This is a genomic window from Photobacterium atrarenae (genome assembly GCF_024380015.1).
In the GTDB taxonomy this organism is placed as follows: Bacteria; Pseudomonadota; Gammaproteobacteria; order Enterobacterales; family Vibrionaceae; genus Photobacterium; species Photobacterium atrarenae.
In genome coordinates this window covers 2,129,015-2,142,047 of record NZ_CP101508.1, presented here as the reverse complement: position 1 = coordinate 2,142,047, position 13,033 = coordinate 2,129,015, and the positions used below count along the sequence as shown (strand labels likewise).

14 protein-coding genes are annotated in these 13,033 nt (G+C 55.7%); all 14 read left to right on the top strand.

The window, feature by feature from the left end; all coding sequences use genetic code 11:
- The first annotated feature begins 452 nt into the window (after window positions 1-452).
- The 14 genes from NNL38_RS10135 (at window position 453) to NNL38_RS10070 (ending at window position 12,942) form a co-directional block, all read left to right on the top strand.
- Entirely contained in the window at window positions 453-731 is a 279-nt protein-coding gene (locus tag NNL38_RS10135; protein WP_015670698.1) for a BMC domain-containing protein, read from the top strand.
- 24 nt (window positions 732-755) lie between these two features.
- Window positions 756-1,040 carry a BMC domain-containing protein gene (locus tag NNL38_RS10130; RefSeq protein WP_255387922.1) on the top strand — a complete coding sequence of 95 codons (285 nt, stop codon included), beginning with the start codon at window positions 756-758 and terminating at the stop codon, window positions 1,038-1,040.
- Window positions 1,041-1,052: 12 nt separating this feature from the next.
- The gene (locus NNL38_RS10125) at window positions 1,053-1,331 is read left to right on the top strand and encodes a BMC domain-containing protein (protein ID WP_075762482.1); all 279 of its coding nucleotides are present in this window, start codon (window positions 1,053-1,055) and stop codon (window positions 1,329-1,331) included.
- A gap of 102 nt (window positions 1,332-1,433) precedes the next feature.
- Window positions 1,434-3,101, top strand: coding sequence for an acetaldehyde dehydrogenase (acetylating) (locus tag NNL38_RS10120; RefSeq protein ID WP_255387921.1), 1,668 nt, complete (start codon window positions 1,434-1,436; stop codon window positions 3,099-3,101).
- A gap of 33 nt (window positions 3,102-3,134) precedes the next feature.
- A complete protein-coding gene (locus NNL38_RS10115; protein ID WP_255387920.1) occupies window positions 3,135-3,392 on the top strand; it encodes a EutN/CcmL family microcompartment protein in 258 nt (85 codons plus the stop codon).
- Window positions 3,393-3,407: 15 nt separating this feature from the next.
- On the top strand, window positions 3,408-4,550 hold the full coding sequence (locus NNL38_RS10110) for a 1-propanol dehydrogenase PduQ (RefSeq protein WP_255387919.1): 1,143 nt from the start codon (window positions 3,408-3,410) through the stop codon (window positions 4,548-4,550).
- Window positions 4,551-4,639: 89 nt separating this feature from the next.
- Entirely contained in the window at window positions 4,640-8,044 is a 3,405-nt protein-coding gene (cutC, locus tag NNL38_RS10105) for a choline trimethylamine-lyase (RefSeq protein ID WP_255387918.1), read from the top strand.
- A 69-nt stretch (window positions 8,045-8,113) separates the two neighbouring features.
- The gene (cutD, locus tag NNL38_RS10100; protein WP_255387917.1) at window positions 8,114-9,082 is read left to right on the top strand and encodes a choline TMA-lyase-activating enzyme; all 969 of its coding nucleotides are present in this window, start codon (window positions 8,114-8,116) and stop codon (window positions 9,080-9,082) included.
- Window positions 9,083-9,089: 7 nt separating this feature from the next.
- Entirely contained in the window at window positions 9,090-9,677 is a 588-nt protein-coding gene (locus NNL38_RS24845) for a BMC domain-containing protein (protein ID WP_439651352.1), read from the top strand.
- Entirely contained in the window at window positions 9,674-10,345 is a 672-nt protein-coding gene (locus tag NNL38_RS10090; RefSeq protein ID WP_255387916.1) for a phosphate propanoyltransferase, read from the top strand. Before NNL38_RS24845 ends, NNL38_RS10090 begins: the two co-directional genes overlap by 4 nt.
- 37 nt (window positions 10,346-10,382) lie before the next feature.
- On the top strand, window positions 10,383-11,162 hold the full coding sequence (locus NNL38_RS10085; protein ID WP_255387915.1) for a hypothetical protein: 780 nt from the start codon (window positions 10,383-10,385) through the stop codon (window positions 11,160-11,162).
- A 56-nt stretch (window positions 11,163-11,218) separates the two neighbouring features.
- The gene (locus NNL38_RS10080; RefSeq protein WP_255387914.1) at window positions 11,219-11,617 is read left to right on the top strand and encodes a DMT family transporter; all 399 of its coding nucleotides are present in this window, start codon (window positions 11,219-11,221) and stop codon (window positions 11,615-11,617) included.
- A gap of 11 nt (window positions 11,618-11,628) precedes the next feature.
- Entirely contained in the window at window positions 11,629-11,958 is a 330-nt protein-coding gene (locus NNL38_RS10075) for a DMT family transporter (protein ID WP_075762472.1), read from the top strand.
- 321 nt (window positions 11,959-12,279) lie between these two features.
- A complete protein-coding gene (locus tag NNL38_RS10070) occupies window positions 12,280-12,942 on the top strand; it encodes a TPR domain-containing protein (RefSeq protein WP_255387913.1) in 663 nt (220 codons plus the stop codon).
- The last annotated feature ends 91 nt before the right edge of the window (window positions 12,943-13,033 follow it).

The window sequence follows — 13,033 nt, the reverse complement described above, 5'->3', positions numbered from 1 at the left end:
ATTTACTTGTGACACCTTGCCTGGCGACGGGTGAATACTGAACCGTCTTTTGTCGTTTTTATCCTGTTTATTGCCGTAGTCATGGCCGCCGGAGAACACCGTTTCGGAGGGAATCAGTCGGAATTTTCAGGCTGAATGTTCGGATATGACGAGGCTTGTTTGGGATGTGATTTACCTCCGTTTTTGGTGCTTACTTAGGTCAATTATCAATATCGCCAAAAAATAAAAAGCAGGTTTTTTCTGTAAATTACGGCGTTCTTTATCTTTATGTTTAGGTGAAAAAACTAAGTTTTCAATATTCTTGGAGTTTAATGCCATTTTCTTTTTTTGAGGAATATAGTGATTTTCGTGGTTGGAACAGGCCAATAAATCCATAAGAAAACCACAAATTAAGGCCTGGAGGCCTTTTCTCAATAACGTTTACTCGAGACCTATGTACGGAGGAAAGAAATATGGGTGATGCATTAGGTTTGATTGAAACAAAAGGGCTGGTTGCCTGTGTCGAAGCGGCAGATGCGATGTGTAAAGCCGCTAATGTCGAACTGATTGGCTATGAGAACGTCGGTTCCGGCTTAGTGACAGCGATGGTGAAAGGGGATGTCGGCGCAGTGAAAGCCGCTGTCGATTCGGGCGTGGAGTCGGCGCAGCGTGTGGGTGAAGTGGTGACTTCATTGGTGATTGCTCGTCCGCATAACGATATCAACAAAATCGTTATTAAACATAAAGCATAAGTGGCGTGAACGGAGGATCTGACAATGAGTGATGCTTTAGGGCTGATTGAGACTAAGGGACTGGTTGCTTGTATCGAGGCCGCTGATGCGATGTGCAAAGCCGCCAACGTTGATTTGATTGGTTATGAAAATGTCGGCTCTGGTCTGGTCACGGCCATGGTACGTGGTGATGTCGGTGCGGTGAAGGCGGCGGTGGACTCTGGCGTGGAATCGGCGCAGCGCGTCGGTGAGGTTGTCACGTCACTGGTGATTGCCCGTCCGCACAGTGACATCGAAAAAATCGTTTCTCAGTACACCGTGACTGAATAAAAGGAAAGTTCTATGAAAGATGCACTTGGTCTTATCGAAACAAAAGGTTTGGTTCCAAGTATTGAAGCTGCTGATGCCATGTGCAAGGCCGCCAATATCGAGCTGATTGGTTACGAAAATGTAGGTTCCGGTCTGGTGACCGTCATGGTGAAAGGCGATGTCGGTGCGGTCAATGCAGCCGTTGAGTCAGGCATTGAAGCGGCGCAAAAAGTTGGCGAAGTGGTGTCATCTCGCGTGATTGCCCGCCCGCACAATGACATCGAGAAAATTGCATCTCAGCACAAGGCTTAGTGTTGCCGCTGTGCAAGATGCCGGGGCGAGTTTGCCTTACCCAGTTGTCGTAAGGCAATCCTTCTTCCCCTTCGTTTCACGCGTTAGTGAAGGACAAAGAGCATGACTTTAGACAAGGATTTACAATCCATCCAGGCAGCCCGGGAGCTGCTGAAACAGGCCAAGCAGGCACAAGCCCAGTTTGCGCAGTTCTCGCAGGAGAAAGTCGATAGCATCGTGGCGCATATTGCTGCTGAAGCGGCCCGCCATGCTGAAGCGCTGGCGAAACTGGCCCATGAGGAAACCGGCTTCGGGCGTTGGCAGGACAAAGTCCTGAAGAACACCTTTGCGTCGACCAAGGTGCATGAGCACATCAAGTCGATCAAAACGGTCGGCGTTATTTCCGAGGACCCGGTCAACCAGGTGATGGAAGTTGGGGTGCCGCTTGGGGTCATCACCGCGCTGGTGCCGTCGACCAACCCAACCTCAACGATTTTCTACAAAACCCTGATCGCGCTGAAAGCCGGGAATGCAATTATCTTCTCGCCGCATCCGAACGCTAAGGTGTGTAGCCAGAAAGCCATTGAGCTGGTGAAGCGTGCTGCAACCGAAGCCGGAGCGCCTGCCGGGATTGTCGACGGTGTGTCGCTGCTGACCATGGAAGCCACGCAAGAGCTGATGCGCAGCAAAGATGTCTCGCTGATCCTGGCAACGGGTGGCGAAGGCATGGTCCGTGCTGCTTATGCATCCGGCACACCGACAATCAGCGGCGGACCGGGGAACGGGCCGGCCTTTATCGAGCGTACCGCTGATATCAAGCAGGCGGTCAGCGACATTATCACCAGTAAAACCTTCGACAACGGCGTGATCTGCGCGTCCGAGCAATCCATCATCGCGGAACGCTGCATTTATGAGCAGGTGCACCAGGAGCTGCTGGCTCAGGGCGCTTACTTTATGAATGAGCAGGAGTCGCAACAACTGGCGGAGATCCTGCTGCGCCCGAATGGCATGATCAACCCGGCTATTGTCGGTAAATGCGCGTTATCACTGGCAGGCATTGCCGGATTCAGTGTACCGGCCAGCACCAAGGTCCTGATTTCCCGCCAGGACAGCGTGTCCCATCAGAATCCGTATGCCCGTGAAAAACTCTGTCCGGTCCTGGGCTTGTACATTGAGGAAGACTGGCGCTCTGCCTGCGACCGCGTGGTGGAATTGCTCACCAACGAAGGTCTGGGCCACACGCTGGTGATCCACACCCAGAACCCTGAGATTGTGCGCCAGTTTGCGCTGGAAAAACCGGTGTTCCGCATGCTGGTCAACACCCCGGCAGCCCTGGGCGGCATTGGCGCGACCACCAACCTGATCCCGGCCCTGACCTTAGGGTGCGGCGCACTGGGCGGTGGTTCCAGCTCCGATAACGTCGGTCCGATGAACCTGCTCAATGTCCGCAAGGTCGGTTACGGCGTTCGCAACATTGAAGACCTGCGCCAGCCTGAATCGCCGAACGCGCCAGCCGTACAGTCTGCGTCTGCTTCGCCTGCTACACCAGCTCCGGCAGTAGCTGCCAGTGCACCGGTCAGCATCTTCGAAGACACGCGCTTTACCGGTGGTCAGGCATCAGTCGCTGCGCCTGCTGCAATGACAACAGCAAAGACGGCGGCGGATGATCGCTTTGGCTGTGGTATTCCGTCGCCTGCCGGTCATGGCACCCACGGCGATACCTGTCATGACATCAGCGAAGAAAGTGTTGAGCGCATCATCAAGCAGGTGATGGGTCGCATGGCGCCTTAACTCGGCAGCAACGCAACAGAAGGTGGCAAAACTATGATTCTCGCAAAGGTAACCGGGCATGTCGTCGCCCCCCAGAAAAATGATGAGCTACGCGGCAGCAACCTCTTGCTGGTCACGGCACTGGGGGACGATCTGGCGCCCATCAAGGACCGGACCTATGTCGCCGTCGATAGTGTGGGGGCCGGTGTGCGTGACCTGGTCCTGGTTGAGGAATATTTTGCGCTGCACAAACAGCAGTACAAGGCCATGTCAATCGTTGCCATCGTGGAAAAAGTCCACCAGGACAGATAAGGGAGACTCAATCACATGAACGAATTTCAGATTAAGCCGACGCTCCATTTTGGCAACGGCGCTCTGGACAAGCTGGGCACACTGACGGGGCAGCGGGCTTTGATCGTCACCGACCAGGCGATGGTCAAATTTGGCATGGCCGATCAAGTTCGCCAGCGGCTGCAGGCGAACCGGATGGTGGTCAGTCTGTTTGCCGAGGTTACGTCGGATCCGGACATCTCGGTCATAGTCAACGGCATGAAGAAAATGGATGCCGAGGCGCCGGATGTGGTGGTCGCACTGGGCGGTGGTTCGGTGATCGATGCGGCCAAAGGGGTGATTTACACCCTGTGGGAGAGCGGAAAGCTGGCGAAAAAACCCTGCTTTGTGGCTATCCCGACCACCAGCGGCACGGGCTCGGAAGTCACCGCATTTTCGGTCATTAAATCAAAAGGCGAAAAGTGGGTGGTGGTCGATGAGTTTATGTTGCCCGATCACGCCATTTTAGACCCTGAATTGGTGAAGTCGGTGCCCGCGGGCATTACGGCTGATACCGGGATGGATGTGCTGTGCCATGCGCTGGAGGCTTATGTCTCCACCCAGGCATCAGACTTTAGCGATGCCTTGGCAGAGAAGGCTGTGCAGCTGGTTTTCGCCCACTTGCTGGAGTGCTACCAGAACGGCAGCAACCTGGCTGCCAGGGAGAAAATGCACAACGCCTCGTGTATCGCAGGCATGGCATTTACCAATGCTTCATTGGGGATCACCCATAGCCTGGCCCACGCGCTTGGCGGTGTTTTCGGGATCCCGCACGGGCGGGCGAACGCCCTGATGATGACGCATGTCATTGCCTTTAATGCCAACTTACATGGCGATTGCAAGACCGCTGCCGCCCACAAATACGCCCACCTGGCGAATCAGCTTGGCTTGCCGAGCCGGACGACCCGGGAGGGGGTGATGAGTCTGATTGTGGCAATCGATGTGCTCAAGGAGCAGATGAGTATGCCACCCGGCATCCGCGACTGTGAGGTGGCCGAGCCCGCATTCTTTGCCGCGCTACCGGATCTGATTGGACCGGCGCTGAAAGACGGCTGTACACCGACCAACCCCCGTGAGGTGAATACGCACCACATGGAAACCCTATACCGACAAGCGTTTGCAGGGATTGCCCACACCTAGGCAGTGCCTCAACGCACAACAATCCAATATCCCACGGCGGGTCGTCAGGCCCGACCGACAGTGAAACATATAATTAGGAGAGGCTGAAGATGGCCAACTATTCCCTCACGCCGCGTGTAAAAATGCTGGCGGAAAGACTGCTTGCGCAAAAAAGCACCATTAGCGCCGAGCGCGCAACGATTCTGGCATCGATGGGCGACGATATCGCCGGGATGCCGCCGATGGTCAAAAATGCCCATCAGTTTGCCCAGCTGATGGCTGAGCTGCCGGTTTATATCGGTCAGGACGAACTGATTGTCGGCAGCCAGTCGTCTCAGGCTCGCGGGGCGATCTTCCACACTGAAGCCGAACTGAACAACGAATCGGTGTTTGGCTTCCTCAACTGCGACAAAACCAACAGCCCTGACTACATGTCAGTGATCAGCTCCGGTTTCCAGGTCCTGGAACAACACATTGAGATGCGCCTGAAAAATATCGGTAGCGCAATCAGCCGTAGTGGCATGGACGAAGTGAATCAGGGCAAGGCCATGATCTTTGCCTGCAATGGTGCCGTGGCGCTGGCTAACAAACTGGCCGCCGAGATGGCGCGCATGGCTGAAACGGAAACTCACCCGTACCGCCAGGCTGAGCTGAAAGAAACCGCTGCGATCCTTCGCCGCGTTCCGGCGCAACCGGCACAGACCTTCAAGGAAGCCTGTCAGGCCTTCTATCTGTTCCAGCTGATGATGCACCTGGATAACGGCAGTTACGCTGTCGGTGTGACCGGCTTTGACAAGGCACTCTACAGCTACTATCAACGTGATCTGCAAAGCGGTGCGATCACCGAACAGCAGGCATACGAGGTGATTGAGTGTCTGTGGCTGAAACTGAGTGAGCTGTCTGAAGTCCGTGCTGAGAAAGCCGTCGACGGTTACCCGATGTTCGACTGGATGGTCCAGGGTGGCCGTTTCGAAGACAGCCAACTGGTGATCAACGATCTGTCCAAAATGCTGCTGGCGGCCCGGAACAACCTGGCTAGCCTCGACAGCAAACTGACGGTTCGCCTGTACCGGGCCGGTGGTGCTGCAATGTCAACGGCTGCGCCGCAAGCCGCGGGCGAGCCTGAAGTGAAAGCGATGGAAGGTCTGACGCCGCGGATGCAGCGCCTGCGCCAGAACTACCTGAAAGCGCGTCCGAGTGTGTCTATCTACCGTGCGCTGGCCTTCACTGAAGTAACCAAGCAGCATCAGGGTTTGCCGACAATCCTGCTGCGTGCCAAGGCGTTCCGGGTGGCCTGTGAAACGGCGCCACTCTTGATCCAGGACGACGAGCTGATTGTTGGTCACCCTTGTGGCAAGCCACGTGCCGGTGCCTTCTCGCCGGATATCGCCTGGCGCTGGGTCCGTGACGAGCTCGATACCATGAGCACCCGCCCGCAGGATCCGTTTGAGATCTCCGAAGAAGACAAGAAGGTGATCCGTGAGGAGATCGTCCCGTTCTGGGAAGGCCGCTCTCTGGATGAGATCTGTGAAGCCCAGTACCGCGAAGCGGGTTTGTGGGAATTCAGCGGCGAAACTTATGTCAGTGATCTGTCTTACCACCAGATCAACGGGGGCGGCGATACCTGTCCGGGCTACGATGTCCTGCTGTTCACCAAGGGCATGAAGGGGATCAAGGCCGATGCCGAGGAAAAACTGGCTCAGCTGAGCATGGAAAACCCGGAAGACATCGACAAGATCTATTTCTACAAGGCGTCGATTGAAAGCTGTGAAGGCGTGATGGCCTACGCCAAGCGCCTCGCGAACCATGCCCGCGAGCTGGCCCTGACCGAAACCGATCCGGTACGCCGTGCCGAGCTGTTCACCATCGCCGAGACCAATGAAAACGTGCCGGCCAACCCGCCGAAGACCTTACAGGAAGCCCTGCAGAGTATCTGGACTGTGGAATCCCTGTTCGAGGTCGAAGAAAACCAGACCGGTTTGTCTCTGGGTCGTCTGGACCAGTACTGCTATCCGATGTACCAGGCTGATATTGAATCCGGCCGTCTGACGCAAGAGCAGGCTCTGGAGATGATGCAGGCCTTCATCATCAAGTGTGCCGAGCTGATGTGGATGTCGAGCGAGCTGGGTGCGAAATACTTCGCCGGCTACCAGCCGTTCATTAACCTGACCGTCGGCGGTCAGAAGCGGATGGGCGGTGATGCGACCAACGACCTGACCCTGCTGATCATGGATGCCGTGCGCTTCGTGAAAGTGTATCAGCCATCGCTGGCGTGTCGGATCCACAACCAGTCGCCGCAGCATTACATGGAAAAAATCGTCGATGTGGTGAAAGCGGGGATGGGCTTCCCGGCCTGTCACTTCGATGACTCGCACATCAAGATGATGCTGCGCAAGGGCTACGACTTCGAAGATGCCCGTGACTACTGTCTGATGGGTTGCGTCGAACCGCAGAAATCCGGCCGCATCTACCAGTGGACCTCTACCGGGTACACCCAGTGGCCGATTGCAATTGAGTTCGTGCTCAACCGTGGCCGCATGGTGCTGTTCGACAGCCACCAGGGGCTGGACACCGGCGATCTGAATCAGCTGACCACCTTCGAAGCCTTTGATGCGGCGGTGAAGGCGCAAATCGCCCATATCGTCAAACTGTCAGCAGTCGGGACGGTGATCAGCCAGCGCGTCCACCGCGATGTGGCACCGAAGCCGCTGATGTCACTGCTGGTGGAAGGCTGTATGGAGCAGGGCAAAGACGTCAGTGCCGGGGGCGCGGTGGTGAACTATGGTCCGGGTCTGATTTTCTCCGGCCTGGCAACCTATGTCGATTCCATGGCTGCGATCCGCAAACTGGTCTTCGAAGACAAGAAATACACCCTGGAGCAGATGCGTGATGCGATGCTGGCTAACTTCGAAGGCTTTGAGGAGCTGCGCCGTGACTGCCTGAATGCGCCGAAGTTCGGTAACGATGATAACTATGCCGATGATTTCGCGCTGGATATCACCGAGTGGACCGAGCGCGAGTGTGGCAAGTACCAGATGCTTTACTCGCGTCTGAGCCACGGCACCCTGTCGATTTCCAACAATACCCCGATTGGTGAACTGACCAATGCGACCCCGAATGGCCGTCTGGCGTGGATGCCGCTGTCTGACGGGATCAGCCCGACGCAGGGGGCGGATAAGCAAGGCCCGACAGCGATTATCAAGTCGGTGAGCAAAATGAATGTTGAAACCATGAACATCGGTATGGTGCACAACTTCAAGTTCCTCAAAGGCCTGCTCGATACCCCGGAAGGCAAGAGCGGCCTGATCACCTTGCTGCGCACAGCTTCGATTCTCGGCAACGGCCAGATGCAGTTCAGTTATGTCGATAACGAAGTGCTGAAGAAGGCCCAGAAGGAGCCGGAGAAATACCGCGACCTGATCGTGCGTGTTGCCGGCTACAGCGCCTACTTCGTCGAGCTTTGCAAGGAAGTTCAGGACGAAATCATCAGCCGTACCGTACTGGAAAAATTCTGACCCAGCGCCAGGGGCCGCAAGGCCCCTGATTAAAGCCACGAAGCGCGAGCGAAGTGAGGAGAATAAATAATGACTGGGATAGCACAAGTGAGCAAAGACACCGAGCTGACCGGGCGGATATTCAATATCCAGAAATATTCCATCTATGACGGTGACGGGATCCGCACGCTGATTTTCTTCAAGGGATGCAACCTGAAATGCGACTGGTGCGCCAACCCCGAGGGGCTGAGCAGCAAGTACCAAGTGATGTTCAGCCAGGACAAATGTGTCGCCTGCGGCAAATGTGCCGAGGTCTGTCCTGCCGGGGTGCACCTGATGAGCACCGGGGCAGACGGTAAGGCCGTACACAAGATCAACCGGACGGTGGATTGTATTGGTTGCCGGAAGTGCGAAGAGGTGTGTATGGGCGATGCGCTGGATGTGATGGGCAAAGATGTCACGGTCTCTGAGCTGATGGAGATCATCATGCAGGACTACGACTTCTATATGTCTTCCGGCGGTGGGGTGACTTTGGGTGGCGGTGAACTGAGCCTGCAGGCGGATTTCGCCACGGCACTGCTGACCGAATGCAAAAAGCAGATGATCAACACCGCGATCGAAACCCAGGGCACAACCTCGCTGGAGAACTACCAGAAACTGGCAACGTGCACGGATCTGTTCTTGTTCGACATCAAGCAGATTGATACCCACCAACACCGTCAGTTGCTCGGGATCGGGAACGAAGGGGTAAAACGCAACCTCGAGTACCTGGTCGATATGGGCGCCAATATCGTGATCCGGATGCCTTTGATTCGGGGCTACAACGATTCCTACGACGCGATCACCGGGGCATTCAGCTATGTCATGGAACTTGCCAAGCGCGGCAACATCCAGCGTATCGACGTGCTGCCATACCACCAGTTTGGCAAAACCAAGTACGACAAGCTCGACATGATTTACCCAATTAAACAAGACCTTGGCTATAGCGATGAAGAGCTGGATCAGCTGAGCGCCTTCTTCACCCAGTTCGATTTCGATATCCGCTTGGTTCGACATTAAGGAGGAAATGATGATGACCAGTTTGGGCGTCATAGAAACCCGGGGTCTGACATCTGCCGTTCAGGCTGCTGATGCGGCCTGTAAATCGGCAGCCGTCAATCTGGCGGGTTACAAGAAAATTGGTTCGGGGCTGGTGTCCGTGATGTTTCACGGCGAGATCAGTGCGGTATCGGCAGCGGTCGAAAGCGGTGTTGCAGCAGCGCAAGACGTTGTGGCGTCACTGGTCCTTGCCCGCCCGGACGAGAGTGTACTGGCGATGCTGGAAAACACCACAGCAGCTCAGTTGGAGCCGGTTGTCGATGCAGATGGCGAGCCCGCCCCGAAAGCCGATAACGCTGTTCAGGCAAAGGCGCAGCTTGTCCCTGAGGTACTCGCTCCCTCAGATCTGGAGAAAAAGCCAGAACCGGAGCAAAAACCGGAATCAACAACGACTCAGGGGCCTGAAATTGTAGCTCTGACCGAGCCGAAACAACAAGCCCGTTCTGTAGAAGTAAAGCCGGTTGAAGAGAAACCCGCAACAAGCGCCAAGGCGACTGGTGCCAAACCGGCGGCGAAGCGCTCTACCCGGACCCGAAGACAAGGAACACGCCAATGATCAGCGCAACGTTAATGGCACAGATTGAGCAGAAGCTGACAAAGAGTTGCCGTCCGGAGGCCGCGATATTGCGCCCGGCCATGCCCGATGCCGTGCCGGCGCTCGGCATTCCGACCGGGGTCTCCAATCGCCATGTTCACCTGAGCCAGCCGGATATCGAGGCGCTGTTTGGGGTGGGCTATCAGCTGACACCTATCAAGGCGCTTAAGCAGCCGGGCCAGTTCGCGGCCAAAGAGTGCGTCACGATTGTTGGCCCGAAGGGCTCGATTCAGCGGGTCCGTGTGCTGGGCCCGGCGCGGGCAGAAACCCAGCTCGAGGTCTCGAAAGCTGACTGCTACACCCTGGGTATCCAGGCGCCGGTTCGTGAATCGGGCGATCTGACAGGCTCGGCAGATGCCTTGCTGGTCGGGGCCGCAGGCTACTGCCACCTTGATTCGAAAGTGATTTGTGCCCAACGCCATATCCACATGAGCCCGCAGGATGCCGCGCGGTTTCAGGTCGAGAACGGCCAGCGGGTGAAGGTGCGTGCCGGTGGGGGTTGCGGTGTGGTATTCGAGCAGGTGGTGGTGCGGGTTAGCCCAGCGTACGCACTGGAGTTTCATATCGACACCGACGAAGCCAACGCGGCAGGGATCCGCTCCGGGGAAGACGTTTATCTGGTGAGGTAAGTCAGCCAGATGAATGACCGAGCTAAGAGAGGTAGGAATGAACGAGCAACAGATTGAAGCCCTGGTGAAACGCGTGCTCGCGGGCATGCAGCCTCGCATCCTGATTGTACTGGGCGGTGATGCGGACTACCAGTCCCTGATCATAGCGCGTCTGCAGCAGTGCTCGCAGCGCCGATTTGCTATCTACATCCCGCCCTCGGCGTCAGCTGAACACTCAGCGGTTCAGTGGCAGGACGTCGGAGAGATTCTGACGTGGGACGGCAGCGATCCGGCGCAGTTTCTGTCGGGCTTTGAGGCGGTATGGCTACCGTTTCTCGATCCGGCAACGCTGGCCGAGATCGCCAACGGCCTGATGGGAACGCCAGGTGCCGTACTGGTGCAAACCGCTCTGATGAAAGGGATACCGACGGCCGCATTGGACTATCAGTGCCGGCTCGACAGTGAGCTGAACCAGCTGAAGGGACTGGCCAATAACCCGGCCATGACCGCAAGACTGGCAGCCCAGCGTCAGGCGGTGCAGGCGCTGGGCTTAACGCTCGGTCCGATCTCGGTATTTGATGCAGAACCCCGGGAGCCGGGCGGCCACACCCTGTCAACAAACGAAATTGTAACAAATGCAAGAACAGCAACCGCAAGAGCAGTAAACGCAAGAACAACAAACGTCAAGACAACACACGCAAATGCACCGGCTGAGTCAGTATCGCCGCGCTTCATCACCCTCTCGGAGGTGATGGTGAAGGGGGTTGCCGCGTTCTCGGAGCAGGATCGGTTCACCGATCTGGCTCAGGAGTATGTCAAGGCTCAGCAGGTTGGTTAGCGAACGCTTTATCTGATTCGTAAACAAAAAATTGAAAGCAAACTTTAGGAGTATTTATGTCTGAATCTGTAAAAAAATGGCTCTGGATGGCGTTGGTGATTGCCTCCGAAACCTCAGCCACCTCAACCCTGAAAATGTTCGACACCAGTGAAGGCTTTACCAAAACAGCGTTGCTGGCGGTGATCGTACTGCTGTACGTGGTGTGTTACTACTCGCTGTCTCAAGCAGTGAAGTACCTGCCGGTTGGTCTTGCTTACGCAACCTGGTCGGGGACCGGGATCCTGTTAGTTTCGACGCTGGGCATGGTGTTCTACGGCCAGCATCCGGATATGGCAGCCATGATCGGCATGCTGATCATTGCCAGCGGGATCATCATCATGAACCTGTTCTCCAAAATGGGTGAAGAAGAAAGTGAAGCACCAATCGAACTGAAAACTGAAGAAGCGAAAGGGTAAGGAGAGATACCATGTTTAACGTAGGTTTTTTGTGGCTGGCACTGTCAATTTGCTCTGAGATCACAGGTACTTCATACATCAAGAAAACCAATAACTTCCGCAATCCGGCGATGTCGGCATTGGTCATCGGTGCATACAGCTTATGCTACTTCGCGCTAACCAAGGCGATGGGTTACATCCCGGTCGGGATTGCGTATTCGCTCTGGTGTGGCTTTGGTATTATTGGTGTCACGATTTTCTCGATGATCCTGTACAAGCAGAAGCCCGACTTCCCGGCCATGCTGGCCATGGGCCTGATCATTACCGGTGGCGTGATCATGAACGTGTTCTCGCAGATGTAATGACTTAATCCGGACATGCGGCCTGGCTTCATGAATGCATGTCCATTAGTAGAGACTGAAAGCCCCGTGTTAGCCTGCGGGGCTTGTTTGTATCTGAATCCCCGTGGCATGACATTATTGTCCACATGATGTTACCCGTGAATGAAAGCCGTCACGCAACGACAATGGCTGCCCTTATTGGAAGAGGGTCTTCGGAATGGGGGCGGGATTGATCCAGATTAAGTCAGGCAGCATTAACGGGTATGCAGGCTCACGATAAGCCACTGAAACCAGTACACTGAGATTGATGCGTTTACAGAAAGGATCAGGGCTGGAGTCAATATGGGATTAGGAATTGGAATTGCCGGATTGTTGGTGCTCGCGATGGCGATGGTCGGTGTTTATAGTTTTCGGGGAGATCGCAAATCTCTTCGTCGGACCGGCATGCTCAGCCTGGCGGTCGCGGTGATTTCCCTGGGCGGGTATGCCTGGCTCGGACAGCCGATACCGGTGTCTGCCTCCCAGCCTTCCGGCCTTGCGGCAGGGGATGCGTTTCACGGGCTCAGTGCTGATGAAATCAATCGTAAACGTATCACTGCCATTCAGGATAAATTGCGAGGTGATAAACAAAACGGTGAACTGTGGTATGCCCTGGGCAATGCTTACATGGTGCTCAACGAATTTGAGCACGCGGCGCTGACGTTCAGTTACGCGGCCCGGTTGGCAGAAACACCGCAGGCGAATATTTTTGCCGCCCAGGCGACGGCCATTTACTATCGGGATGGTCAGCAGCTGGGAGAAGAAGGGCGTCGCCTGTTAGGCAGGGCGTTGATGCTTGATCCGGATAATCTGCCGGGGCTGATGTTACAGGCGACCGACTATTTTCTGACGGCCCGCTATGAAAAGGCTATTGAGACCTGGCAGCAGGCCCTCGACAGTGAGCATCCGGAGATGGATCGGGTCGAGATCATCCGTGCGATTCATCGCGCCGAGCAGCTGCTTTAATGGGCAATCCGTTCTGATATAAAACGGCCCTGTCTTTTTCAGACAGGGCCGTTTGTATATTCAGCGACCGGTTGGTGCATTGAGTCTAGTC

Bases quoted from the DNA above. Each gene is read 5' to 3' on its own strand.
- NNL38_RS10135 (WP_015670698.1), top strand. From the start codon at position 453: ATGGGTGATGCATTAGGTTTGATTGAAACAAAAGGGCTGGTTGCCTGT.
- NNL38_RS10130 (WP_255387922.1), top strand. From the start codon at position 756: ATGAGTGATGCTTTAGGGCTGATTGAGACTAAGGGACTGGTTGCTTGT.
- NNL38_RS10125 (WP_075762482.1), top strand. From the start codon at position 1,053: ATGAAAGATGCACTTGGTCTTATCGAAACAAAAGGTTTGGTTCCAAGT.
- NNL38_RS10120 (WP_255387921.1), top strand. From the start codon at position 1,434: ATGACTTTAGACAAGGATTTACAATCCATCCAGGCAGCCCGGGAGCTG.
- NNL38_RS10115 (WP_255387920.1), top strand. From the start codon at position 3,135: ATGATTCTCGCAAAGGTAACCGGGCATGTCGTCGCCCCCCAGAAAAAT.
- NNL38_RS10110 (WP_255387919.1), top strand. From the start codon at position 3,408: ATGAACGAATTTCAGATTAAGCCGACGCTCCATTTTGGCAACGGCGCT.
- cutC (WP_255387918.1), top strand. From the start codon at position 4,640: ATGGCCAACTATTCCCTCACGCCGCGTGTAAAAATGCTGGCGGAAAGA.
- cutD (WP_255387917.1), top strand. From the start codon at position 8,114: ATGACTGGGATAGCACAAGTGAGCAAAGACACCGAGCTGACCGGGCGG.
- NNL38_RS24845 (WP_439651352.1), top strand. From the start codon at position 9,090: ATGATGATGACCAGTTTGGGCGTCATAGAAACCCGGGGTCTGACATCT.
- NNL38_RS10090 (WP_255387916.1), top strand. From the start codon at position 9,674: ATGATCAGCGCAACGTTAATGGCACAGATTGAGCAGAAGCTGACAAAG.
- NNL38_RS10085 (WP_255387915.1), top strand. From the start codon at position 10,383: ATGAACGAGCAACAGATTGAAGCCCTGGTGAAACGCGTGCTCGCGGGC.
- NNL38_RS10080 (WP_255387914.1), top strand. From the start codon at position 11,219: ATGTCTGAATCTGTAAAAAAATGGCTCTGGATGGCGTTGGTGATTGCC.
- NNL38_RS10075 (WP_075762472.1), top strand. From the start codon at position 11,629: ATGTTTAACGTAGGTTTTTTGTGGCTGGCACTGTCAATTTGCTCTGAG.
- NNL38_RS10070 (WP_255387913.1), top strand. From the start codon at position 12,280: ATGGGATTAGGAATTGGAATTGCCGGATTGTTGGTGCTCGCGATGGCG.